General features: G+C 60.1%; 26 protein-coding genes and 1 tRNA gene. 24 read left to right on the top strand and 3 right to left on the bottom strand.

The genetic code is table 11. The features are described 5' to 3' along the window. Positions 1-116: 116 nt before the first annotated feature. Positions 117-446: a hypothetical protein gene (locus K3819_RS23795; protein WP_085610937.1), complete on the bottom strand. Its 330-nt coding sequence runs from the start codon at positions 444-446 to the stop codon at positions 117-119. 93 nt (positions 447-539) lie between these two features. Beyond that, a tRNA-Leu gene (locus tag K3819_RS23790) sits at positions 540-624 on the bottom strand. A 108-nt stretch (positions 625-732) separates the two neighbouring features. On the opposite strand from K3819_RS23790, the gene queA reads away from it, so the two are divergent. The 6 genes from queA (at position 733) to K3819_RS23760 (ending at position 6,817) form a co-directional block, all read left to right on the top strand. Further along, entirely contained in the window at positions 733-1,782 is a 1,050-nt protein-coding gene (gene queA, locus K3819_RS23785; protein ID WP_221398061.1) for a tRNA preQ1(34) S-adenosylmethionine ribosyltransferase-isomerase QueA, read from the top strand. Positions 1,783-1,796: 14 nt separating this feature from the next. Further along, entirely contained in the window at positions 1,797-2,912 is a 1,116-nt protein-coding gene (gene tgt / locus K3819_RS23780) for a tRNA guanosine(34) transglycosylase Tgt (protein WP_161794909.1), read from the top strand. Positions 2,913-2,955: 43 nt separating this feature from the next. After that, positions 2,956-3,291 (top strand): preprotein translocase subunit YajC, encoded by a 336-nt coding sequence (yajC, locus tag K3819_RS23775; RefSeq protein WP_007956696.1) that lies wholly within the window; start codon positions 2,956-2,958, stop codon positions 3,289-3,291. Between the two features lie 64 nt (positions 3,292-3,355). Beyond that, positions 3,356-5,224 (top strand): protein translocase subunit SecD, encoded by a 1,869-nt coding sequence (gene secD, locus K3819_RS23770; RefSeq protein WP_039765691.1) that lies wholly within the window; start codon positions 3,356-3,358, stop codon positions 5,222-5,224. Between the two features lie 9 nt (positions 5,225-5,233). Further along, entirely contained in the window at positions 5,234-6,148 is a 915-nt protein-coding gene (gene secF / locus K3819_RS23765; protein ID WP_007956694.1) for a protein translocase subunit SecF, read from the top strand. 120 nt (positions 6,149-6,268) lie between these two features. Beyond that, positions 6,269-6,817, top strand: coding sequence for a glycine zipper 2TM domain-containing protein (locus K3819_RS23760; protein WP_007956693.1), 549 nt, complete (start codon positions 6,269-6,271; stop codon positions 6,815-6,817). A 97-nt stretch (positions 6,818-6,914) separates the two neighbouring features. On the opposite strand, the gene suhB is transcribed toward K3819_RS23760, so the two are convergent. Next, positions 6,915-7,733, bottom strand: a complete 819-nt coding sequence (gene suhB / locus K3819_RS23755; RefSeq protein WP_007941397.1) for an inositol-phosphate phosphatase — start codon at positions 7,731-7,733, stop codon at positions 6,915-6,917. A gap of 145 nt (positions 7,734-7,878) precedes the next feature. Between suhB and trmJ the strand changes: the two genes are divergently transcribed. The 18 genes from trmJ (at position 7,879) to bamB (ending at position 22,974) form a co-directional block, all read left to right on the top strand. Continuing rightward, entirely contained in the window at positions 7,879-8,649 is a 771-nt protein-coding gene (gene trmJ / locus K3819_RS23750; RefSeq protein ID WP_221398060.1) for a tRNA (cytosine(32)/uridine(32)-2'-O)-methyltransferase TrmJ, read from the top strand. 2 nt (positions 8,650-8,651) lie between these two features. Then, a complete protein-coding gene (gene cysE / locus K3819_RS23745; protein ID WP_007956691.1) occupies positions 8,652-9,428 on the top strand; it encodes a serine O-acetyltransferase in 777 nt (258 codons plus the stop codon). Positions 9,429-9,596: 168 nt separating this feature from the next. Next, positions 9,597-10,088 (top strand): Fe-S cluster assembly transcriptional regulator IscR, encoded by a 492-nt coding sequence (gene iscR / locus K3819_RS23740; RefSeq protein ID WP_007956690.1) that lies wholly within the window; start codon positions 9,597-9,599, stop codon positions 10,086-10,088. 50 nt (positions 10,089-10,138) lie between these two features. Then, positions 10,139-11,353, top strand: a complete 1,215-nt coding sequence (locus K3819_RS23735) for an IscS subfamily cysteine desulfurase (protein WP_007956689.1) — start codon at positions 10,139-10,141, stop codon at positions 11,351-11,353. A 101-nt stretch (positions 11,354-11,454) separates the two neighbouring features. Continuing rightward, the gene (gene iscU, locus K3819_RS23730; protein WP_003227907.1) at positions 11,455-11,841 is read left to right on the top strand and encodes a Fe-S cluster assembly scaffold IscU; all 387 of its coding nucleotides are present in this window, start codon (positions 11,455-11,457) and stop codon (positions 11,839-11,841) included. 34 nt (positions 11,842-11,875) lie between these two features. After that, positions 11,876-12,199 carry an iron-sulfur cluster assembly protein IscA gene (gene iscA / locus K3819_RS23725; RefSeq protein ID WP_003227904.1) on the top strand — a complete coding sequence of 108 codons (324 nt, stop codon included), beginning with the start codon at positions 11,876-11,878 and terminating at the stop codon, positions 12,197-12,199. Positions 12,200-12,207: 8 nt separating this feature from the next. Beyond that, complete coding sequence (hscB, locus tag K3819_RS23720; RefSeq protein ID WP_039765708.1) at positions 12,208-12,729, top strand: co-chaperone HscB; 522 nt, start codon at positions 12,208-12,210, stop codon at positions 12,727-12,729. 51 nt (positions 12,730-12,780) lie between these two features. Beyond that, positions 12,781-14,646, top strand: coding sequence for a Fe-S protein assembly chaperone HscA (hscA, locus tag K3819_RS23715; RefSeq protein ID WP_007956686.1), 1,866 nt, complete (start codon positions 12,781-12,783; stop codon positions 14,644-14,646). Then, entirely contained in the window at positions 14,646-14,987 is a 342-nt protein-coding gene (gene fdx, locus K3819_RS23710; protein ID WP_007956685.1) for an ISC system 2Fe-2S type ferredoxin, read from the top strand. Before hscA ends, fdx begins: the two co-directional genes overlap by 1 nt. Positions 14,988-15,001: 14 nt before the next feature. After that, positions 15,002-15,202 carry a Fe-S cluster assembly protein IscX gene (gene iscX / locus K3819_RS23705; protein WP_008084655.1) on the top strand — a complete coding sequence of 67 codons (201 nt, stop codon included), beginning with the start codon at positions 15,002-15,004 and terminating at the stop codon, positions 15,200-15,202. A gap of 88 nt (positions 15,203-15,290) precedes the next feature. Then, a complete protein-coding gene (gene ndk / locus K3819_RS23700) occupies positions 15,291-15,716 on the top strand; it encodes a nucleoside-diphosphate kinase (RefSeq protein WP_039765715.1) in 426 nt (141 codons plus the stop codon). A 28-nt stretch (positions 15,717-15,744) separates the two neighbouring features. Next, positions 15,745-16,893, top strand: a complete 1,149-nt coding sequence (gene rlmN, locus K3819_RS23695; protein WP_007964428.1) for a 23S rRNA (adenine(2503)-C(2))-methyltransferase RlmN — start codon at positions 15,745-15,747, stop codon at positions 16,891-16,893. A gap of 12 nt (positions 16,894-16,905) precedes the next feature. Beyond that, a complete protein-coding gene (pilW, locus tag K3819_RS23690; RefSeq protein WP_007956682.1) occupies positions 16,906-17,664 on the top strand; it encodes a type IV pilus biogenesis/stability protein PilW in 759 nt (252 codons plus the stop codon). Beyond that, positions 17,664-18,722: a RodZ domain-containing protein gene (locus tag K3819_RS23685; protein WP_085610921.1), complete on the top strand. Its 1,059-nt coding sequence runs from the start codon at positions 17,664-17,666 to the stop codon at positions 18,720-18,722. Before pilW ends, K3819_RS23685 begins: the two co-directional genes overlap by 1 nt. Positions 18,723-18,725: 3 nt before the next feature. Then, positions 18,726-19,835 carry a flavodoxin-dependent (E)-4-hydroxy-3-methylbut-2-enyl-diphosphate synthase gene (gene ispG / locus K3819_RS23680; protein WP_007956680.1) on the top strand — a complete coding sequence of 370 codons (1,110 nt, stop codon included), beginning with the start codon at positions 18,726-18,728 and terminating at the stop codon, positions 19,833-19,835. Between the two features lie 22 nt (positions 19,836-19,857). Continuing rightward, positions 19,858-21,147: a histidine--tRNA ligase gene (hisS, locus tag K3819_RS23675; RefSeq protein ID WP_064383908.1), complete on the top strand. Its 1,290-nt coding sequence runs from the start codon at positions 19,858-19,860 to the stop codon at positions 21,145-21,147. Between the two features lie 41 nt (positions 21,148-21,188). After that, positions 21,189-21,830: a tetratricopeptide repeat protein gene (locus K3819_RS23670; RefSeq protein ID WP_011335807.1), complete on the top strand. Its 642-nt coding sequence runs from the start codon at positions 21,189-21,191 to the stop codon at positions 21,828-21,830. After that, entirely contained in the window at positions 21,823-22,974 is a 1,152-nt protein-coding gene (bamB, locus tag K3819_RS23665) for an outer membrane protein assembly factor BamB (protein WP_085610920.1), read from the top strand. The genes K3819_RS23670 and bamB overlap by 8 nt, the downstream gene beginning before the upstream one ends. The last annotated feature ends 43 nt before the right edge of the window (positions 22,975-23,017 follow it).

Below are 23,017 nucleotides of genomic sequence, written 5' to 3'. Positions count from 1 at the left end.
GTCAGTGCCTCTATTTTCAATAAGGTCGCAAGATAGCAAAACAGTGTCGTAGCGCCACTATCTTCATCCTCCCCAACTGAAGTGCCAGATGCCACTGCCGGCATTTCTGTAAGGCCTTACAGTACGTCTTTCAAATAGCCCTTGAGTGCAAGGAGCGGTGCGTCCAACTGCTCCATCGAACGTGCCTGGTTGAAATCGGCGGACAACTTGTGCAACTCCCGCCCCAACGGCTTTTCCAAACCGCCCAGGGCGTCCATCGCCAGCGCCAGACACTCGTTCATTTTGAACTGGATCGTCTCGACATCACCCCGGCGCACCAGCAGTTCGAACACGTCTTTCTGATAGTCGCCCATGACCATGTCATCGCGCAGGATCGGGCTCAGGCCTTCTTCCTCATACGCGAGTTTGAGGGAGAACAGGGCGACAGTTTCCAGTGACGTTTCCATGGGGTGAACCTGTGTGGGATCTCGCCGGAAAGCCAGCGGCACTTTCCGGCAGACGAAAAAAAAGGCCTTGCTAAGCAAGACCTTTTCTAATTTTGGTGCCCCGAGGGAGACTCGAACTCCCACTCCTTTCGAAAACGGATTTTGAATCCGCCGCGTCTACCAATTCCGCCATCAGGGCTCAATGGCGGCGAAGTATAGAGAGGTGCCTACCGTTGGTCAATCACGTTTCATGGTCAATTTTCGATATTTCCGCTAGACTTTCCGGCCCTGCTAGACGAACCCCATCATGCGCGTTGCTGACTTTACCTTCGAGCTTCCTGATTCGCTGATTGCCCGCCATCCTTTGGCCGAGCGTCGCGGTAGTCGCCTGTTGACCCTGGATGGGGTCAGCGGCGCCCTGGCACACCGTCAATTCACTGATCTGCTGGAGCATTTGCGCCCCGGCGATCTGATGGTGTTCAACAATACCCGGGTGATTCCGGCGCGCCTGTTCGGGCAGAAGGCGTCCGGCGGCAAGCTGGAAATCCTCATCGAACGCGTGCTCGATACCCACCGCGTGCTGGCTCATGTGCGTTCCAGCAAGTCGCCGAAACCGGGTTCGAAGATCCTGATTGACGGCGGCGGTGAAGCCGAGATGCTGGCGCGTCACGATGCGCTGTTCGAGCTGGGGTTTGCCGAAGAAGTGCTGCCGCTGCTCGATCGCGTCGGGCACATGCCGTTGCCTCCTTATATAGACCGCCCGGACGAAGGTTCGGATCGCGAGCGCTATCAGACCGTGTATGCCGAGAAGCTCGGCGCGGTGGCGGCGCCGACTGCCGGGCTGCATTTCGATCAGACGCTGATGGAGGCAATCGCCGCCAAGGGCGTCGAGACTGCGTTCGTCACGCTGCACGTCGGCGCCGGCACGTTCCAGCCGGTGCGTGTCGAGAAGATTGAAGATCACCACATGCACAGCGAATGGCTGGAAGTCGGTCAGGACGTGGTCGATGCAGTCGCCGCTTGCCGTGAGCGCGGCGGTCGAGTCATCGCTGTCGGCACCACCAGCGTGCGTTCGCTGGAAAGCGCCGCCCGCGATGGCGTACTCAAGCCGTTCAGCGGCGACACCGACATCTTTATTTACCCGGGCCGGCCGTTCCATGTGGTCGATGCGCTGGTCACCAATTTCCATTTGCCCGAATCCACGCTGTTGATGCTGGTTTCGGCATTCGCCGGTTATCCGGAAACCATGGCTGCCTACAAAGCCGCGGTCGATAACGGATACCGCTTTTTCAGCTACGGTGATGCGATGTTCATCACCCGTAATCCCGCTCCCCGCGGCCCAGAGGAATCCGTATGAGTCGCACCTGTCGTATGTCGTTCGAGTTACTTGCCACCGATGGCAAGGCTCGTCGTGGTCGTCTGACCTTCCCTCGTGGCACCGTCGAGACCCCGGCCTTCATGCCGGTGGGCACCTACGGCACGGTCAAGGGCATGTTGCCGCGTGACATCGTCGCCACCGGCGCGGAGATCATTCTGGGCAACACCTTCCACCTGTGGCTGCGCCCGGGTACCGAAGTGATCAAGGAACACGGCGACCTGCACGATTTCATGCAGTGGAAAGGCCCGATCCTGACCGACTCCGGCGGTTTCCAGGTGTTCAGCCTCGGCGCCATGCGCAAGATCAAGGAGGAGGGCGTGACCTTCGCCTCCCCGGTCGACGGCTCGAAAGTGTTCATGGGCCCGGAAGAGTCGATGCAGGTCCAGCGCGATTTGGGCTCGGACATCGTGATGATCTTCGACGAATGCACCCCGTACCCGGCTGACGAAGACGTCGCCCGTGTGTCCATGGAGCTGTCGCTGCGCTGGGCTCAGCGTTCGAAGAATGCCCATGGCGACAACACGGCGGCGCTGTTCGGTATTGTCCAGGGCGGCATGCACCAGGACTTGCGCATGCGCTCGCTGGAAGGCCTGGACAAGATCGGTTTCGACGGCCTGGCCATCGGCGGTCTGTCGGTGGGCGAGCCCAAGCACGAAATGATCAAGGTGCTGGACTACCTGCCGGGCATGATGCCGGCTGACAAACCTCGTTACCTTATGGGCGTTGGCAAACCGGAAGATCTGGTTGAGGGTGTGCGCCGCGGTGTGGACATGTTCGATTGCGTGATGCCAACCCGTAATGCCCGCAACGGGCATCTGTTCATTGATACAGGCGTGCTGAAGATCCGTAACGCGTTCCATCGCCATGATGATTCGCCGCTGGATCCGACCTGCGATTGCTATACCTGCCAGAACTTCTCCCGCGCTTATCTGCATCATCTGGACAAGTGCGGCGAAATGCTCGGCAGCATGCTCAATACCATCCACAATTTGCGCCATTATCAGGTGCTGATGGCTGGTTTGCGCGAGGCTATTCAACAGGGTACATTGGCCGCCTTTGTCGATGCCTTCTACGCCAAACGCGGGCTTCCTGTTCCGCCTTTGGACTGAGTTTTCTGACCCCAAGATTCAACATTTGCAACTGGAGTGCTAAATGAGCTTTTTTATCTCTAATGCCATGGCTGACGCGGCTGCACCGGCTGCAGCGCCTATGGGCGGCGGCTTCGAGTGGATTTTCCTGGTCGGCTTCCTGGTCATCTTCTACCTGATGATCTGGCGTCCACAGGCCAAGCGCGCCAAAGAGCAGAAGAACCTGCTGAGCAGCCTGCAGAAGGGCGACGAAGTGGTCACCACCGGCGGCATCGCCGGCAAGATCACCAAAGTGGCCGATGACTTCGTGGTTCTGGAAGTTTCCGACACCGTGGAAATGAAGTTCCAGAAGGGCGCCATCGCCGCCACGCTGCCAAAAGGCACGCTGAAAGCGATCTAAGGTTCCAACTTCTACTCAATCGACGGGGCGCGCAAGGCGCCCCGCGTTCATAACGGGCGGCGTGATGCTGAACAAATATCCTCTGTGGAAATACATTCTGATCCTGGCGGTGCTGGCGATCGGTCTGATTTATTCCGCTCCGAATCTATACCCCGATGACCCGGCCATTCAGATCAGCGGCGCCAGCACGGCCCTGCAGGTCAACCAGGCCGATCTGGATCGCGTGAGCACCGCGCTCAAGGAATCCGGGATCAACGTCAAGGCTTCGAGCCTGGCTGCGAACGGCAAGGGCGGTCTGATCCGTCTGACCAAGGCTGAAGACCAGCTGCCGGCCAAAGACGTTGTCCGCAAGGCATTGGGTGATGACTACGTCGTCGCGCTGAACCTGGCACAAACCACCCCGCAGTGGCTGCGCAGCGTGGCCGCGCACCCGATGAAGCTGGGTCTGGACTTGTCCGGCGGTGTGCACTTCCTGCTGGAAGTGGACATGGACAAAGCCCTCGACGCCCGCCTGAAAGTCTACGAAGGCGACGTCAAGAGCCTGTTGCGCAAAGAGAAACTGCGTTATCGCAGCCTGCCGCAACTCAATGGTGCCATTCAGCTGGGCTTCAGCGATGCTGATTCCCGTGAACAGGCCCGTGCGCTGATCCGCAAGAATTTCAACGATTTCGACATTGTTCCGGCCGACCTCAACGGTCAACCGGTGCTGCGTCTGGCGATGACCCCGGCCAAGCTGGCGGAAATCCGTGAGTACTCCATCAAGCAGAACTTGACCACGGTACGTAACCGCGTCAACGAGCTGGGTGTTGCCGAACCGATCGTCCAGCGTCAGGGCGCCAACCGTATCGTGGTTGAGCTGCCGGGCGTGCAGGACACTGCCGAAGCCAAGCGTATCCTCGGCAAGACGGCCAACCTGGAGTTCCGTCTGGCGGCAGAGCCGGGTGCTTCGAAAGCCACTTCCGAAACTTTCGAATTCCGCGAAGGCAATCGTCCTCCTGCCCAGATCGAGCGTGGCCTGATCATCACCGGTGACCAGGTGACTGACGCCAAGGCCGGTTTCGGCGAGCATGGTACCCCTGAAGTGAACATCCGTCTGGATGGCCACGGTGGCGAGCTGATGAGCCGCGCGACCCGCAGCAACGTCGGTCGCAGCATGGCGGTGATCTTCATCGAGCAGCGTCCGGTCACCACTTACACCAAGCAAGTGGTCGACGGCGTCGAGAAAGACGTCGCGGTGCAGACCTTCAAAGAAGAGAAGAAGATCATCAGCCTGGCGACCATTCAGTCGCCGCTGGGTGCGCAGTTCCGTATCACCGGCCTGAACGGCCAGGGCGAGTCGTCCGAACTGGCGCTGCTGCTGCGTGCCGGTGGTCTGGCTGCTCCGATGTACTTCGCTGAAGAACGCACCATCGGCCCGAGCCTGGGTGCGGACAACATCACCAAGGGTATCGATGCATCGCTGTGGGGCATGCTGTTCGTCTCGCTGTTCATCATCGCCATCTACCGTTTCTTCGGCCTGATCGCCACCGTTGCTCTGGCGGTGAACATGGTGCTGCTGCTGGCGCTGATGTCGCTGCTGGGCGCCACGCTGACCCTGCCGGGTATCGCCGGTATCGTGTTGACCATGGGTATGGCGGTCGACGCCAACGTACTGATCTTCTCGCGGATTCGTGAAGAGATCGCCGCCGGCATGACCGTGCAGCGTGCAATCAACGAAGGCTTCGGTCGGGCATTCACTGCGATTCTCGACGCCAACCTGACCACCTTGCTGGTCGGCGGCATCCTGTTCGCCATGGGCACCGGCCCGGTGAAGGGCTTCGCAGTCACCATGTCCCTCGGGGTTCTGACTTCGATGTTCACGGCCATCATGGTCACCCGCGCGATGGTCAATCTGATCTTCGGCGGTCGTGACTTCAAGAAGTTGTGGATTTAAGGGGCTGCCATGTTACGTACAATCAACTTCATGGGCGTCCGCAATTTTGCGTTCGGCGTCACCGTATTCCTGACCTTGCTGGCAATCTTCAGCGTGTTCCACAAGGGCATGAACTGGGGTCTGGACTTCACCGGCGGTACGCTCATCGAGCTGACCTACGAGCGTCCGGCCGATGTCACCAAGGTGCGCGAGCAGCTGGTTTCTTCCGGTTATCACGAAGCCGTCGTACAGAACTTCGGCGCGACCACCGATCTGCTGGTACGCATGCCGGGTGAAGACCCGCAGTTGGGCCATCAGGTGGCGGAAGCGCTGCAGAAGGTCGGCGGTGACAACCCGGCGACCGTCAAGCGCGTCGAGTTCGTCGGCCCGCAGGTCGGTGAAGAGCTGCGCGACCAGGGCGGCATGGGCATGCTGCTGGCGCTCGGCGGCATTCTGATCTACCTGGCTTTCCGCTTTCAGTGGAAGTTTGCGGTCGGCGCCATCGTGTCGCTGATCCACGACGTGATCGTGACTGTGGGTATCCTGTCGTTCTTCCAGATCACCTTCGACCTGACGGTGCTGGCGGCGGTACTGGCGATCATCGGTTACTCGCTCAACGACACCATCGTCGTGTTCGACCGGGTGCGTGAGAACTTCCGTGTTCTGCGCAAGGCCACGCTGATCGAGAACATCAACATCTCGACCACGCAGACCTTGCTGCGGACCATCGCGACCTCGGTTTCGACCTTGCTGGCGATCGCGGCGCTGCTGTTCTTCGGCGGTGACAACCTGTACGGCTTCTCCCTGGCGCTGCTGGTGGGTGTTCTGGCGGGTACCTACTCGTCGATCTACATCGCCAACGTGGTGCTGATCTGGCTGAACCTGTCGACGGAAGACCTGATTCCGCCGGTCAACACCGAGAAGGAAGTCGACGACCGTCCATAACGGCCATCGTTTTCCCGGCGGTCAGTCAAAAAAGACGCGAGTTGAACTCGCGTCTTTTTTTTTGCTCCAAGGCTGGGAGAAGCGCGGGCGCGTCCCGCATATGATGGTCAGGAGGTTCATGTGAACAAGTCGTTGCTGGTTGGTGCGGTATTGGGTGCTGTCGGTGTGACTGCCGGGGGTGCTGTTGCCACCTACAGCCTGGTTAAAAGCGGCCCTGAGTATGCGCAAGTGCTGGCCGTAGAACCGGTCAAAACACAGATCAAGACTCCACGTGAAGTGTGCAAGGATGTGACAGTGACCCGGCAGGCGCCGGTGAAAGATCAACATCAGATTGCCGGCACCGTGGTCGGTGCGCTGGCAGGTGGTCTGCTGGGTAACCAGATCGGCGGCGGCACCGGCAAGAAGATTGCCACGGTGGCCGGTGCGGTCGGTGGTGGTTACGCCGGTAACAAGGTTCAGGAGGGTATGCAGGAGCGTGATACCTACACCACGACTCAGACTCGCTGTAACACGGTGAATGACATCAGCGACAAAGTCGTGGGTTATGACGTCCGATATTCGCTGGACGGCAAGGAAGGCAAGGTGCGGATGGATCGTGATCCGGGCAACCAGATTCCGGTCGACAAGGAAGGCAAGCTGATCCTGTCGCAGAACGAGCCGGGCCAGTGACTGGTTGACGGCTTATAAAAAAAGCACCCTTCGGGGTGCTTTTTCATGCCCATAAAAAAACACCCCGAAGGGTGTTTTTTTTGGTTTCGCGAAACGCTTAGCGCTTCAGCGAGGCCGGCAGGTGCGGCTGGATCGCCGTCAGAACTGCCTTGAAGCATTTGGTGTTGCCGGCAACGACGTGGCCCTTCTCAAGGAAATCGTGACCGCCGGTGAAGTCGCTCACCAGGCCGCCTGCTTCCTGAATCAGCAGGGCGCCAGCAGCCATGTCCCACTCGGACAGGCCCGACTCCCAGAACGCGTCGAAACGGCCGGCGGCCACGTAAGCCAGGTCCAGGCTCGCCGAACCGGCTCGGCGGATGCCGGCAGTCTGGCCAACCAGGGCGCGGAACATGCCCAGGTAGTTGTCGAGGTTGTCCATCTGGTCGTCACGGAACGGGAAACCGGTGCCGAGCAGAGCGCCGTCCAGGCTGGTACGACCGCTGACACGCAGGCGACGACCGTTCAGTTGAGCGCCGCGACCACGGCTGGCGGTGAATTCTTCCTGGCGAACCGGATCCAGAACAACGGCGTGTTCCAGGCGACCACGGTATTTGCAGGCAATGCTGACAGCGAAGTGAGGAATGCCGCGCAGGAAGTTGGTGGTGCCATCCAGCGGATCGATGATCCACAGGTATTCTTCGCCTTCGATGCCGGTGCCGGCGTGCAGGCCGGTCTCTTCACCCATGATCGAGTGATTCGGGTAAGCCTTGCGCAGAGCGTCGATGATTTTCTGTTCGGCGGCGCGATCGACCTCGGATACGTAATCCTTGGCGTCTTTTTCGTCGACCTTGATGGTATCCAGGCGCTCGATGGAGCGGAAGATCAGTTCACTGGCGCTGCGGGCGGCGCGCAGCGCGATATTCAGCATGGGCTGCATGGATGTGTCACCTAAGGTTGTTAAAGAAAGCCGCGCATTCTATCAGAACTTTTCTTCAGGTGAAGGTCGCTGTTCGCTTTCATAGCTTAACGGTAGGCTGTTCTGTAAGATTTGCACCCCTTTGCCGAGTCCGAGAGCGCCCGCCGTGCTGCAAAATATTCGTGTCGTCCTGGTCAATACCAGCCATCCGGGAAACATCGGCGGGACCGCGCGCGCCATGAAAAACATGGGCCTGTCGCGTCTGGTGCTGGTTGATCCGCGCGTCTTTCCGCATCACGAAGCCGATGCCCGCGCTTCCGGTGCCGGTGACATCCTTGAAAACGCGCAAGTCGTCGCCACCTTGGAAGACGCCCTGGTCGGTTGCAATCTGGTGCTCGGCACCAGTGCCCGTGATCGGCGCATTCCCTGGCCATTGCTGGACCCGCGCGAGTGCGGGACCAAAGTGGTCGAGGAGGCCGGGCAGGGCGCGGAAATCGCGCTGGTGTTCGGTTGTGAAGATTCCGGCCTGACCAATGACGAGCTGCAGCGATGTCACTATCACGTGCACATCCCCTCGGATCCTGAGTTCAGCTCGCTGAACCTCGGGGCGGCGGTGCAGGTGTTGAGCTATGAAGTGCGCATGGCGTGGCTGGCTGCACAAGGTCAGCCGACCAAGATCGAGAAGGAAGAAGTGGCCTCCGTGAAAAGCGCAGAGCTTGCGACCATGGATGAGCTGGAGCGGTTCTATGAACACCTGGAACAGACCTTGGTGGCCATCGAATTCCTCGATCCGGAAAAACCACGGCACTTGATGGCGCGCCTGCGCCGGTTGTACGGACGCAGCTCGGTCAGTCGGGCGGAAATGAATATTTTGCGTGGCATCCTCACGGAAACCCAGAAAGCGGCCCGTGGCGAGCTCCTTAAGCGGAAGGATTAATGATGTTCGAGCGTTTGCGTGAAGATATCCAGAGCGTATTCCACCGAGACCCGGCGGCGCGTAACGCTTTTGAAGTCCTGACCTGCTACCCCGGCATGCATGCGATCTGGATTCATCGACTGGCCGGCATGCTCTGGCGCAATGATCTGAAATGGCTGGCGCGGCTGGTGTCGAACTTCGGTCGCTGGCTGACCGGGATCGAGATCCATCCGGGCGCCAAGGTCGGTCGACGCTTCTTCATCGACCACGGCATGGGCATCGTGATCGGCGAAACCGCTGAAATCGGCGATGACGTGACGATCTATCAGGGCGTGACGCTCGGCGGTACCAGCTGGAACAAGGGCAAGCGTCACCCGACCCTCGGCGATGGCGTGGTGGTGGGAGCGGGCGCGAAGGTGCTCGGTCCGTTCACTGTGGGTGCCGGCGCCAAGGTCGGTTCCAATGCCGTGGTCACCAAGGAAGTGCCTCCGGGTGCCACCGTGGTGGGGATTCCGGGGCGGATCATCGTCAAGTCCGATGACGAGGCCGACGCCAAACGCAAGGCGATGGCCGAGAAGATCGGCTTCGATGCCTACGGCGTCAGCGAAGACATGCCCGACCCGGTGGCGCGCGCCATCGGCCAGTTGCTCGATCACCTGCAAGCGGTGGATGGGCGTCTGGAGGGGATGTGCGGTGCGCTGAAGGATCTGGGCAGTAATTACTGTGCGAAAGATCTGCCCGAGCTGCGTGAAGAAGACTTCGCCTGCGTCAAGGGTAAGGACGAATCCAAGCTCCACTGACGCACTTGCAGGGCTGCTGCCAACCGGTGTGCCATTAGGCCGCAGACCCTGCTATCATTCGCGCGCTCTTTTGCGGGTAAACCCGACTAAAGCACTAGGTCTTATAGTTGACTTAAATGCTCGGGAATTGCATACTCCCGCCCATTCCGAACTCCGTGGTAATTGTCCATGCGACTGACTACAAAAGGCCGATACGCCGTGACCGCCATGCTTGACCTGGCGTTGCACGCGCAACACGGGCCGGTGTCCCTGGCCGATATCTCCGAGCGCCAAGGCATCTCCCTGTCCTATCTCGAACAGCTTTTCGCCAAGCTGCGCCGCAGTAACCTGGTTTCCAGCGTTCGCGGTCCGGGCGGTGGCTACCAGTTGTCCCGCGACATGCAGGGCATCCAGGTGGCTCAGGTGATCGATGCGGTGAACGAATCGGTCGATGCAACGAAATGCCAGGGCCAGGGCGACTGCCACTCCGGTGACACCTGCCTGACCCATCACCTGTGGTGCGACCTGAGCCTGCAGATTCACGAATTTCTCAGCGGTATCAGCTTGGCCGACCTCGTAACTCGCCGTGAGGTGCAGGAAGTGGCCCAGCGTCAGGATCAGCGTCGTTGCAATGGCAAGGCGCCGCGCCTGGACAAGATTGAAGCGTCCGCCGTCGAATGACAGCCAGAGAGCTAGCGGCACGCCAGCCAGCCTGATTTAGGAGATAGTCCATGAAATTGCCGATTTACCTTGATTACTCTGCGACCACCCCGGTCGATCCGCGCGTTGCGCAAAAAATGAGTGAATGCCTGCTGGTCGACGGAAACTTCGGTAACCCGGCGTCCCGTTCCCACGTGTTCGGCTGGAAAGCCGAAGAGTCCGTCGAAAACGCCCGTCGACAGGTGGCCGATCTGGTCAACGCCGACCCGCGTGAAATCGTCTGGACCTCCGGTGCCACCGAGTCCGACAACCTGGCAATCAAGGGTGCGGCACATTTCTACGCCTCCAAGGGCAAGCACCTGATCACCTCCAAGATCGAACACAAGGCTGTCCTCGACACCATGCGCCAACTGGAGCGTGAAGGTTTTGAAGTCACCTACCTCGATCCGACCGAAGATGGCCTGATCACCCCGGCCATGATCGAAGCCGCGCTGCGCGAAGACACCATCCTGGTGTCGGTAATGCACGTGAACAACGAAATCGGTACCGTCAACGACATCGCCGCCATCGGCGAGCTGCTTCGTTCGAAGGGCATTCTGTTCCACGTCGACGCCGCTCAGTCCACCGGCAAGGTCGAAATCGACCTGCAGAAACTGAAAGTCGACATGATGTCGTTCTCCGCTCACAAGACCTACGGCCCTAAAGGCATCGGCGCGCTGTACGTCAGCCGCAAGCCGCGTGTGCGCATCGAAGCGACCATGCACGGCGGCGGTCACGAGCGCGGCATGCGTTCCGGCACCCTGGCGACTCACCAGATCGTCGGCATGGGCGAAGCGTTCCGTGTGGCCAAGGAAGACATGGCTGCCGAAAACGTCCGCATCAAGGCGTTGAGCGACCGCTTCTACAAGCAGGTCGAGCACCTGGAAGAGCTGTACGTCAACGGCAGCCTGACCGCCCGCGTTCCGCACAACCTGAACCTGAGCTTCAACTACGTTGAAGGCGAGTCGCTGATCATGGCGCTCAAGGATCTGGCGGTTTCGTCCGGTTCGGCCTGCACCTCGGCGTCGCTTGAGCCTTCGTACGTACTGCGCGCCCTGGGCCGCAACGACGAACTGGCACACAGCTCGATCCGTTTCACCTTCGGCCGTTTCACCACCGAAGAAGAAATCGACTACGCCGCGCAGAAAGTCTGCGAGGCCGTTACCAAGCTGCGCGCTCTGTCGCCGCTGTGGGACATGTACAAAGACGGCGTCGATATCTCGAAGATCGAGTGGGCGGCACACTAAATATAGAAGCCGCCGGATACAGATCCTGTAGCGACGCGGCGGTTTACGCAGCGCAGTTGCAGGGTCTCAAGAGCGGCCCTGATGAGTGAGGATTGAGAATCATGGCTTACAGCGAAAAGGTCATCGACCACTACGAAAACCCGCGTAACGTCGGCAAGATGAACGCGGAAGATCCTGATGTCGGCACCGGCATGGTCGGCGCTCCGGCGTGCGGCGACGTGATGCGTCTGCAAATCAAGGTCAACGATCAGGGCGTTATCGAAGACGCCAAGTTCAAGACCTACGGCTGTGGTTCGGCTATCGCCTCCAGCTCCCTCGCTACCGAGTGGATGAAAGGCAAGACCCTGGACGAAGCTGAAACCATCAAGAACACTCAGCTGGCCGAAGAACTGGCCCTGCCGCCAGTGAAAATCCACTGCTCGGTTCTCGCTGAAGACGCCATCAAGGCGGCCGTTCGCGATTACAAGCAGAAGAAAGGCTTGATCTGACTTTCAAGATTTGGCGACGAGTAAGGAGTCAACGATGGCTATCAGCATGACAGAAGCGGCTGCTCGACACGTGCGGCGCTCCCTCGACGGGCGCGGCAAGGGTGAAGGGATTCGTCTGGGGGTTCGCACCACGGGCTGTTCCGGCCTTGCCTACGTGCTGGAGTTTGTCGACGAGGTGGTTGCAGAAGATCAGGTGTTCGAAAGTCACGGCGAGAAAGTGATCATCGACCCGAAGAGCCTGGCCTACCTCGACGGCACCGAGCTCGACTTCGTCAAGGAAGGGTTGAACGAAGGCTTCAAGTTCAACAACCCCAACGTACGCGGTGAATGTGGCTGCGGCGAAAGCTTCAACATCTGAGGCTTGTCGTGGGTATTCCTTGTCATTTCGCTTTATTCGAGCTGCAGCCGGGCTTCCGTCTGGATCTTGAGCAGTTGGCCACGCGCTATCGCGAGCTGGCGCGCGCCGTTCATCCTGACCGCTTTGCCGATGCTTCCGAGCGCGAGCAGCGGTCGGCGCTCGAGCAGTCTGCACGGCTCAACGATGCCTACCAGACGCTCAAGAGTCCGGCCCAGCGTGCACGCTACCTGCTGACCATCAGCGGGCATGAAGTGCCGATGGAAGTCACCGTCCACGATCCCGAGTTTCTTCTGCAGCAGATGCAATGGCGCGAAGAACTCGAAGATCTGCAGGACAGTGCCGACCTGGACGGTGTCGCGGCTTTCAAGCGTCGCCTGAAAACCGCCCAGGAAGAGCTCAACGAAAGCTTCGCAGCCTGTTGGGATGATGCAGCGCAGCGCGAACAGGCCGAACGCCTGATGCGGCGCATGCAGTTCCTCGACAAGCTCACCTACGAAGTGCGCCAGTTAGAAGAGCGCCTCGACGATTAACCCAGTGCCGCTCCGGTCGCACGCCTGATATACAGATAAGTCCTGATCACGATGGCCCTACTGCAGATCGCCGAACCCGGCCAAAGTCCTCAACCGCACCAGCGTCGTCTGGCTGTGGGTATCGACTTGGGCACTACCAATTCGCTGGTCGCTGCGTTGCGCAGTGGTCTTTCCGAGCCGCTGGCCGACGCCGAAGGACGGGTCATCCTGCCTTCCGCCGTGCGTTATCACGCCGATCGCGTCGAAGTCGGCGAGTCGGCCAAACTGGCTGCGTCCTCCGATCCCCTGAACACCGTGCTGTCGGTCAAGCGCCTGATGGGTCGTGGTCTGTCCGACGTCAAGCAATTGGGCGATCAACTGCCGTACCGCTTTGTCGGCGGCGAATCGCACATGCCGTTCATCGACACCGTGCAGGGCCCGAAGAGCCCGGTCGAAGTCTCCGCCGATATCCTGAAAGTATTGCGTCAGCGCGCTGAAGCCACCCTTGGCGGTGAGCTGGTGGGCGCGGTGATCACCGTTCCGGCGTATTTCGACGATGCTCAGCGCCAGGCTACCAAGGACGCGGCGAAACTTGCCGGTCTGAACGTGTTGCGTCTGCTCAACGAGCCGACCGCTGCGGCGGTGGCATACGGTCTGGATCAGCATGCCGAAGGCCTGGTCGCCATTTACGATCTGGGCGGCGGCACCTTCGACATTTCGATTCTGCGCCTGACCGGCGGTGTCTTCGAAGTCCTCGCTACTGGCGGCGATAGCGCGCTGGGCGGCGATGACTTCGATCATGCGATTGCCGGCTGGATCATCGAGAGCGCCGGTTTGTCCGCCGACCTCGATCCGGGCGCACAGCGCAGCCTGCTGCAAGCCGCCTGCGCAGCCAAAGAAGCCCTTACTGATGCCGACAGTGTTGAAGTTGCCTACGGCGACTGGAAAGCACAGCTGACCCGCGAAGCCTTCGATGCGCTGATTGAGCCAATGGTCGCTCGCAGCCTGAAAGCCTGCCGCCGCGCCGTGCGCGATTCCGGCGTCGAGCTGGAAGACGTGCACGCCGTGGTCATGGTCGGTGGCTCGACCCGCGTTCCACGTGTTCGCGAAGCCGTCGCCGAAGCCTTCGGTCGTCAACCGCTGACCGAAATCGACCCGGATCAAGTGGTGGCCATCGGTGCCGCGATCCAGGCCGATACGCTGGCCGGCAACAAGCGCGATGGCGGCGAACTGCTGTTGCTCGACGTGATTCCGCTGTCCCTGGGGCTGGAAACCATGGGCGGCCTGATGGAGAAGGTGATTCCGCGTAACACCACCATCCCCGTCGCTCGCGCTCAAGACTTCACCACTTATAAAGACGGCCAGTCGGCCATGGCGATCCACGTGTTGCAGGGCGAGCGTGAGTTGATCTCCGATTGCCGCTCCCTGGCTCGCTTCGAATTGCGCGGCATCCCGGCGATGGTAGCCGGTGCGGCAAAAATTCGTGTGACCTTCCAGGTCGATGCCGATGGTCTGCTCAGCGTTTCTGCCCGTGAACTGGGTTCGGGCGTTGAAGCGAGCATTCAGGTCAAGCCGTCCTATGGCCTGACCGATGGCGAAATCGCCAAGATGCTGAAAGATTCGTTCCAGCACGCCAACGATGACAAAGTCGCCCGCGTTCTTCGCGAGCAGCAGGTCGATGCCCAGCGCCTGATCGAAGCGGTGCAGGGCGCTCTTGAGGCGGATGGCGAGCGTTTGCTCGACGCTGAAGAGCGCATGGTCATCGATCTGCAGGTGCAGGAACTGACCGAACTGATGAAAGGCACTGATGGTTATGCCATCGAGCAGCAGACCAAGCGTCTGTCGCAAGTGACCGATGCTTTTGCTGCCCGCCGTATGGATCAGACGGTGAAAGCCGCTCTGTCCGGGCGCAATCTGAATGAAATCGAGGATATCTGATGCCGCAGGTCATTTTTCTGCCCCACGAGAAGTTCTGCCCTGAAGGCATGGTTGTCGACGCAGCACCTGGCACGTCGATCCTTGAGCTGGCTCACGAACACCATATCGAGATGGAAAGCGCCTGCGGCGGCGTCTGCGCCTGCACCACTTGTCACTGCATCATTCGCGAGGGTTTTGACTCGCTGGAAGAAGCCGACGAGTTGGAGGAAGATTTCCTTGATCGTGCCTGGGGTCTGGAAGCCCAGTCGCGCCTGGCTTGTCAGGCGATCGTCGGTGAAGAAGACATCACCGTCGAAATTCCGAAATATTCGCTTAACCATGCGGCCGAAGCGCCGCACTGACTGGTAAGACTGTCATGAGCTACGGTTGGAATGATGTTCAACGTATTGCAGAAGAGCTGGCGGAAGCCAAACCGGGTGTAGACCCGTTTTCTGTCAATTTCGTCGACCTGCAGCAATGGATCAAAGAGCTGCCGGATTTCGACAATACCTCTGGTCGTGTTGGCGAGAAGGTGTTGGAGGCGGTTCAGACTCTTTGGGCCGAAGAATTGGACTGATCGTCCTCGCAGGTTAGGCAATACCCAAGAACCCGCGTATAATTCGCGGGTTTAATTTTTCGCAAATTACCGTTTCTGGAGTTACACCATGGCTGTTCAACGTACTTTCTCCATCATCAAGCCTGACGCCGTTGCTAAAAACGTGATCGGCAAGATCACCACTCGCTTCGAAGACGCTGGCCTGCGCGTTGTAGCTTCGAAACTGAAGCAACTGTCCAAAGCCGAAGCCGAAGGCTTCTACGCTGAGCACAGCGCTCGTGGTTTCTTCGGCGACCTGGTTGCCTTCATGACTTCGGGTCCAGTTGTCGTTCAGGTTCTGGAAGGCGAAAACGCCATCGCTCGCAACCGTGAGCTGATGGGCGCTACCAACCCTAAAGAAGCTGCTCCAGGCACTATCCGTGCTGACTTCGCTGAATCGATCGACGCCAACGCTGTTCACGGTTCGGACTCCGAAGCCGCTGCTGCTCGCGAAATCGCTTACTTCTTCGCAGCTACTGAAGTAACCACTCGCTAAGCATTGGCTTAAGAGTGAAGGTGAATCCATGACTACATCGACTGTTAAAACCAACCTGCTGGGTCTGACCCAGCCGGAAATGGAAAAATTCTTCGACTCAATCGGGGAGAAGCGTTTCCGTGCCGGTCAGGTAATGAAATGGATTCACCACTTTGGCGTCGATGATTTCGACGCCATGACGAACGTCAGCAAGGCCTTGCGCGAGAAGCTCAAGGCTGTTGCTGAGGTCCGTGGTCCCGAAGTGGTCAGCGAGGACATTTCCAGCGACGGCACCCGTAAGTGGGTGGTGCGCGTGGCGTCCGGCAGCTGTGTCGAGACCGTTTACATTCCCCAGGGCAAGCGCGGCACTCTGTGCGTTTCGTCCCAGGCAGGCTGTGCCCTGGACTGCAGTTTCTGCTCCACCGGCAAGCAAGGCTTCAACAGCAACCTCACCGCCGCCGAAGTCATCGGTCAGGTGTGGATTGCCAACAAATCCTTCGGCAGTGTTCCGGCTACCATCGACCGCGCCATCACCAACGTGGTGATGATGGGCATGGGCGAACCGCTGCTGAACTTCGATAACGTCGTGGCCGCCATGCATCTGATGATGGATGACCTGGGCTACGGGATCTCCAAGCGCCGCGTGACCCTGTCCACATCGGGCGTGGTGCCGATGATCGATGAGCTGGCCAAGCACATCGACGTATCCCTGGCGTTGTCCCTGCACGCACCGAATGACGCATTGCGTAACCAATTGGTGCCGATCAACAAGAAATATCCGCTTAAGATGCTGCTCGAGTCGTGCCAGCGCTACATGTCCGCCCTTGGCGAGAAACGTGTGCTGACCATCGAGTACACCTTGCTCAAGGACGTCAACGACAAGCTTGAGCACGCCGTGGAAATGATCGAGCTGCTCAAAGATATTCCATGCAAGATCAACCTGATTCCGTTCAACCCGTTCCCGCATTCCGGGTACGAGCGGCCGAGCAACAACGCCATCCGCCGGTTCCAGGATCAGCTTCACCAGGCCGGTTTCAACGTCACCGTGCGCACCACCCGTGGTGAAGACATCGACGCGGCTTGTGGTCAATTGGTAGGGCAGGTGCTGGATCGCACCCGTCGCAGCGAACGTTACATCGCCGTGCGCGAATTGAGCGCCGACAGCGATTTGGCACAGAACGCCGCGAACACTAACTAAGAGAGGATCTCTATGTCCCTGCGCTTTGCGCTGCTGTTGCTGTTGGCCAGCCTGTGTGCTGGTTGTGTCCTGTCGGGCGATTACAACCCGATGAAGACCAGCAAGGGCCGTGACGAAGCGCGGGCTGCCTACGTGCAGCTGGGGCTGGGATACTTGCAGCAGGGCATGACCGAACGGGCCAAGGTTCCACTGAAAAAAGCCCTGGAGCTGGACGGTTCGGATCCCGACGCCAATGCCGCGCTGGGGCTGGTGTTCCAGGCCGAAATGGAACCTGCGCTTGCTGACGAACACTTCCGCAAAGCCTTGTCCTCCCGTCCCGCCGATGCGCGCATCCTCAACAACTACGGCAGTTTTCTCTACGAAGAACAGCGTTACAAGGAAGCCTACGAGCGTTTTGAACAGGCGGCCGCCGATACCCTGTATCCTGAGCGTTCGCGGGTGTTCGAGAACCTCGGCATGACGGCGGCGAAGCTCGGGCAGCGTGATCTGGCGCAGCAGCAGCTGGAAAAAGCGCTGCGTTTGAACCGCCAGCAGCCACGGGCATTGCTGGAAATGGCTGAGTTGTCATTCGAAGACAGGCATTATGTGCCCGCGCGTGACTATTACGACCGTTTCAGCCAGCTCTCCGAGCAAAATGCACGTAGTCTGTTGCTCGCCGTTCGGTTGGCAAAAGTATTTGAAGATCGCGACAAGGCCGCCAGTGCGGGCCTGCAATTAAAACGACTCTATCCCGGTACGCCGGAATATCAGCAATACCTGTCGGAGCAATGATGAAAGCGGCGCATCCCGAAGTTGTAGCAGCGAATCGCGTTAACCCCGGTGAGACCCTGCGCCAGGCCCGCGAAAGCAATGGCTGGTCGCTGGCCGAAGTGGCCCTCAAGCTCAACCTCACCGTGACTTCCCTGAGCAATCTTGAAGCCGGCGCCTTCGACAAGTTGCCCGGGCATACTTTCGCTCGCGGCTACATTCGCGCGTACGCCAAATTGCTCGGCATGGATCAGACCGTTCTGGTCCAGCAATTCGACCAGTCCACCGGCACCGATTCCCAGGGCAGCAACGTCCACGCTCTGGGTCGTATTGAAGAGCCAGTACGGGTTTCCCACACCATTTTGCGTATCGTCAGCCTGTTGCTGCTGATTGCGGTCATCGGCGGCGGTTTCGTCTGGTGGCAGGATCAGACCTCGCTGCGTACCAAGGACCTGATCGGCCTGGCGCCGGAGCACGTCGAAGTCGAAGGCGCTGACGGCACCACCCAGATTCATCCGCTGGACGAGCCGGAAGACCAGGCCGTTGCGGAAGGCGAAGCCGAGGGCTCGACCGCTCTGGCGCTGCCTCAATCGGAAACTTCAGCTGAATCGACCGGCGCCGAGACCGAGGCCGCAGCTCCTGCGACCGCACCGGTTGCTCCTGCATCTGCTGCGCCAGCCGCGACTCCGGCTGCACCGGTTCATACGCCAGCGCCTGTGGTGGCTGCTCCGACAACTCCAGCGCCTGCCGCTCCGGCCACGCCTGCACCGACCGTTGCTGCCCCGGCAGCCCCGGCCGTCGCTGCACCCGCGCCGACAGCGCCAGTTACTCCGGCTGCAGGTCAGGGCCAGGTTCAGGTGCAATTCATCGCCGATTGCTGGACTCAAGTGACCGATGGCAGCGGCAAAGTGCTGTACAGCGGCCTCAAGCGTAAGGGCGACAGCCTGTCTGTCGTCGGCAAGCCTCCGTTTGCCGTGCGTCTGGGCGTTGCCCGTGGCGCGCAGGTCAGCTACAACGGCCAGCCGGTCGATGTCGCTCCGTTCACCAGTGGCGAGACCGCTCGCCTGAAGTTGGGTCAATAAGTCATGCACGGCGAATCTCCAATCAAACGTCGCGAATCGCGCAAGATCTGGGTCGGTAACGTGCCCGTGGGCGGCGATGCCCCTATCGCTGTGCAGAGCATGACCAACAGCGACACCAATGACGTCGCTGCCACCGTCGCGCAGATCAACCGTCTGGAAGCCGCCGGCGTCGACATCGTCCGTGTTTCGGTACCGGACATGGACGCCGCCGAGGCGTTCGGCAAGATCAAGCAACTGGTCAAGGTGCCGTTGGTTGCCGACATCCATTTCGACTACAAGATCGCTCTGCGCGTGGCCGAACTGGGTGTGGACTGTCTGCGCATCAACCCGGGCAACATCGGTCGCGAAGACCGCGTGCGTGCGGTGGTCGATGCCGCCCGTGACCGCGGGATCCCGATCCGCATCGGCGTCAACGCCGGTTCCCTGGAAAAAGACCTGCAAAAGAAATACGGCGAGCCGACGCCGGCCGCGCTGGTCGAGTCCGCCCTGCGTCACGTCGAGCACCTCGAGCGCCTGAATTTCCAGGACTTCAAGGTCAGCGTGAAGGCTTCCGACGTGTTCATGGCCGTTGAAGCCTACCGTCTGCTGGCCAAGGAAATCGTCCAGCCGCTGCACCTGGGCATCACCGAAGCCGGTGGATTGCGCTCCGGTACAGTGAAATCCGCCGTGGGCCTAGGTATGCTGCTCGCCGAGGGGATTGGCGATACTATCCGCATCTCGCTGGCGGCCGACCCGGTCGAGGAAGTGAAGGTCGGTTACGACATTCTCAAGTCTTTGCATCTGCGTTCCCGTGGCATCAACTTCATCGCCTGCCCGAGCTGCTCGCGGCAGAACTTCGATGTGGTCAAGACCATGAACGAGCTGGAAGGGCGCCTTGAAGACCTGCTGGTGCCGCTGGATGTCGCGGTGATCGGTTGCGTGGTCAACGGCCCCGGCGAAGCCAAGGAAGCCCATATCGGCTTGACCGGCGGCACGCCAAACCTGATTTACATCGACGGCAAGCCGTCGCAGAAACTGACGAATGACAATCTGGTGGACGAGCTGGAAAAGCTGATCCGCGAGAAAGCGGCCGAGAAGGTCGAAGCTGACGCAGCGGTTATTGCGCGCGGCTGATCGAACGAACTAAGGAATTTCTGTGAGCAAGTCTCTGCAAGCCATTCGTGGCATGAACGACATCCTGCCGGAACAGACGCCGGTATGGCGCTATTTCGAAGGCACCGTTTCGCGCCTGCTGGATAACTACGGTTACAAGCAGATCCGCATGCCGATCGTCGAGTTCACCGAGCTGTTCAAACGCTCGATCGGTGAAGTGACCGACATCGTCGAAAAAGAGATGTACACCTTCGAAGACCGCAACGGCGACTCGCTGACCCTGCGTCCGGAAGGCACGGCCGCGTGCGTGCGTGCGGTGCTCGAGCACGGCATCACCGGCGGTGGCCAGGTGCAGAAACTCTGGTACATCGGCCCGATGTTCCGTCACGAGCGTCCGCAGAAAGGCCGTTATCGCCAGTTCCACCAGATCGGTCTGGAGGTGTTCAACCTCGACGGTCCGGACATCGACGCCGAACTGATCATCATGACCTGGCGCCTGTGGGGCGAGCTGGGCATCCGCGATGCGGTCAAGCTCGAGCTCAACAGCCTCGGCACCAGCGAGTCCCGCGGCCGTTATCGTGAAGCGCTGGTCGAGTACCTCTCGGCGCACCACGACAAACTGGACGAAGACAGCCAGCGTCGCCTGAAAACCAACCCGCTGCGCGTGCTCGACACCAAAAATGCCGACACCCAGGCCGTGCTGGTCGATGCGCCGAAAATGGCCGACTACCTGGATGACGAATCCCGTGCCCACTTCGAAGGCCTGAAGGCCCGTCTGGATGCCGTCGGCATTCCTTACGTGCTCAACCCGAAGCTGGTGCGTGGTCTGGATTACTACAGCAAAACCGTATTCGAATGGGTCACCGACAAGCTCGGCGCCCAGGGCACCGTCTGCGCGGGTGGGCGCTATGACGGTCTGGTCGAGCAGATGGGCGGCAAGCCGACCCCGGGCGTCGGTTTCGCCATGGGCATCGAGCGTCTGGTACTGCTGCTGGAAACCCTGGAGCAGATCCCGGAAGAAATCTCCCGTCAGGTTGACGTCTATCTCTGCGCCTTCGGCGAAGAAGCAGAGCTGGCCGGTCTGGCCCTGGCCGAGCGGGTACGCGACCAACTGCCCAACCTGCGCCTGCAAGTCAATGCCGGCGCCGGCAGCTTCAAGAGCCAGTTCAAGAAAGCCGACAAGAGCGGTGCGCTGTACGCACTGATCCTCGGTGACGACGAAATGGCCCAGCAAGTGGTAGGTTTCAAACCCCTGCGTGGCCAGGGCGAACAACAAAGCATTGCCTGGGATGCGCTCGCTGCACACCTGGCCACCTGCGTCGTGCAGGGTTGAAGCTGTCCAAACAGCCGATTTAGCGATTAAGGAGTATTGGGGTGTCGAGTACCGAAGACGAACAGTTGGCGGATTTGAAGGACTGGTGGACACGCAACGGCAAACCTCTGGTCACTGGCGGCCTGTTGGCGCTGGTCATCGTGTTCGGCTGGCAGGCATATCACAAGTATCAGAGCAACCAGTCGCAAGGCGCCTCGGTGCTCTATCAGCAATTGCTGGAAACCACGCTGACCCCGGACGGCAAGCCTGACGCCGCGCGCGTTGCGGATCTGGCCGGCAAGCTCAACAGCGAATTCGGCGGTTCTGCCTACGCGCAGTACGGTAGCCTGTTCGTGGCCAAGGTCGCGGTCGACAGCGGCAAGCTGGACGACGCGGCGACCGAACTCAAGGCCATCGTTGCCAAACCGGCCAACCCGGCGCTGGGCGAAATCGCCCGTCAGCGGCTGGCGCAGGTACTGGGCGCACAGAACAAGGCCGATGAAGCCCTGAAACTGCTTGAAGGCGATGCCGACAAGTCGTTCCTGGCCACTCGCGAAGAACTCAAGGGCGACCTGCTGGTACAACTGGGCCGTACCGACGAAGCGAACGCGGCGTATCAAAAAGCCAAGGCGGCACTGTCGGATGAAGCGGCGGTCGGTGGCCTTCAAATCAAGCTGGACGACCTGGCCAAAGGGGATGCGTGACGTGATCCGTTGGAAGCATGCAGCATTGCTGGCTCTGGCCATTCTGGCCGCGGGTTGCAGCAGCAACAGCAAAAAAGAACTGCCACCGGCCGAGCTGACCGACTTCAAAGAAGAAGTGGTCCTGCACAAGCAGTGGAGCCGTTCGATCGGTGACGGTCAGGGCGAAACCTACAACATGCTGGTGCCGGCGATCGACGGTGACACCATCTACGCGGCCGATGTGACCGGTATCGTGATGGGCCTGGATCGCGGCAACGGCGACGTGAAATGGAAGAAAGACCTTGAACTGCCTGTGTCCGGCGCCGTTGGCGTGGGTTACGGTCTGGTCATGGTCGGCACCCTGCGCGGTGAAGTCGTTGCCCTCGACGCCATCAACGGTGAAGAAAAGTGGCGCTCGCGCGTCAACAGCGAAGTCCTCGCGCCACCGGCCAGCAACGGTGACGTGGTGGTGGTACAGACCCAGGACGATCGTCTGATCGGTCTGGACGCGGCCACCGGCAACCAACGTTGGGTGTATGACAGCACGCCAGCCGTACTGACCCTGCGCGGCACCAGCGCACCGATTGTCACCAACCGCCTCGCGGTGGCTGGCCTGTCGACCGGTAAAGTGGTCGCTCTCGACATTTCCAACGGCGTGCCGGTCTGGGAACAGCGGATCGCGATTCCACAAGGTCGTTCGGAACTGGAGCGCGTGGTCGACATCGACGGCGGTCTGCTGCTGTCCGGCGGTACCTTGTACGTTGCCAGCTATCAGGGTCGCGTTGCGGCACTGGATCTGGAAAGCGGCCGTCAACTCTGGCAGCGCGACGCGTCGAGCTACGCCGGTGTTGCCCAGGGTTTCGGCAACGTCTACGTAAGCCTGTCGTCGGGCACCGTTGAAGGCGTCGACGAGCGTTCCACCACAGCCCTGTGGAGCAACGACTCGCTGGCCCGTCGTCAACTGTCGGCGCCGGAAGTGTTCTCCAGTTACGTTGCTGTCGGTGACCTGGAAGGTTACCTGCACCTGCTGAGTCAGGTGGACGGTCGTTTCGTCGGCCGCGAGCGCATCGACAGCGACGGCCTGCGTGCCCGTCCGCTGGTGGTGGGTGACACGATTTATGTGTATGGCAACAGCGGCAAACTGGAAGCCCTGACCATCAAGTAACAACTATGCTTGGGGTTAATTCCCCAGGCGGCCTTGCTTCTGC

Source organism: Pseudomonas sp. 3-2, assembly GCF_019710535.1.
Lineage (GTDB): Bacteria > Pseudomonadota > Gammaproteobacteria > Pseudomonadales > Pseudomonadaceae > Aquipseudomonas > Aquipseudomonas pharyngis.
Note: the sequence above shows the minus strand (reverse complement) of the source record. Positions and strands in the feature narration are given on the sequence as shown.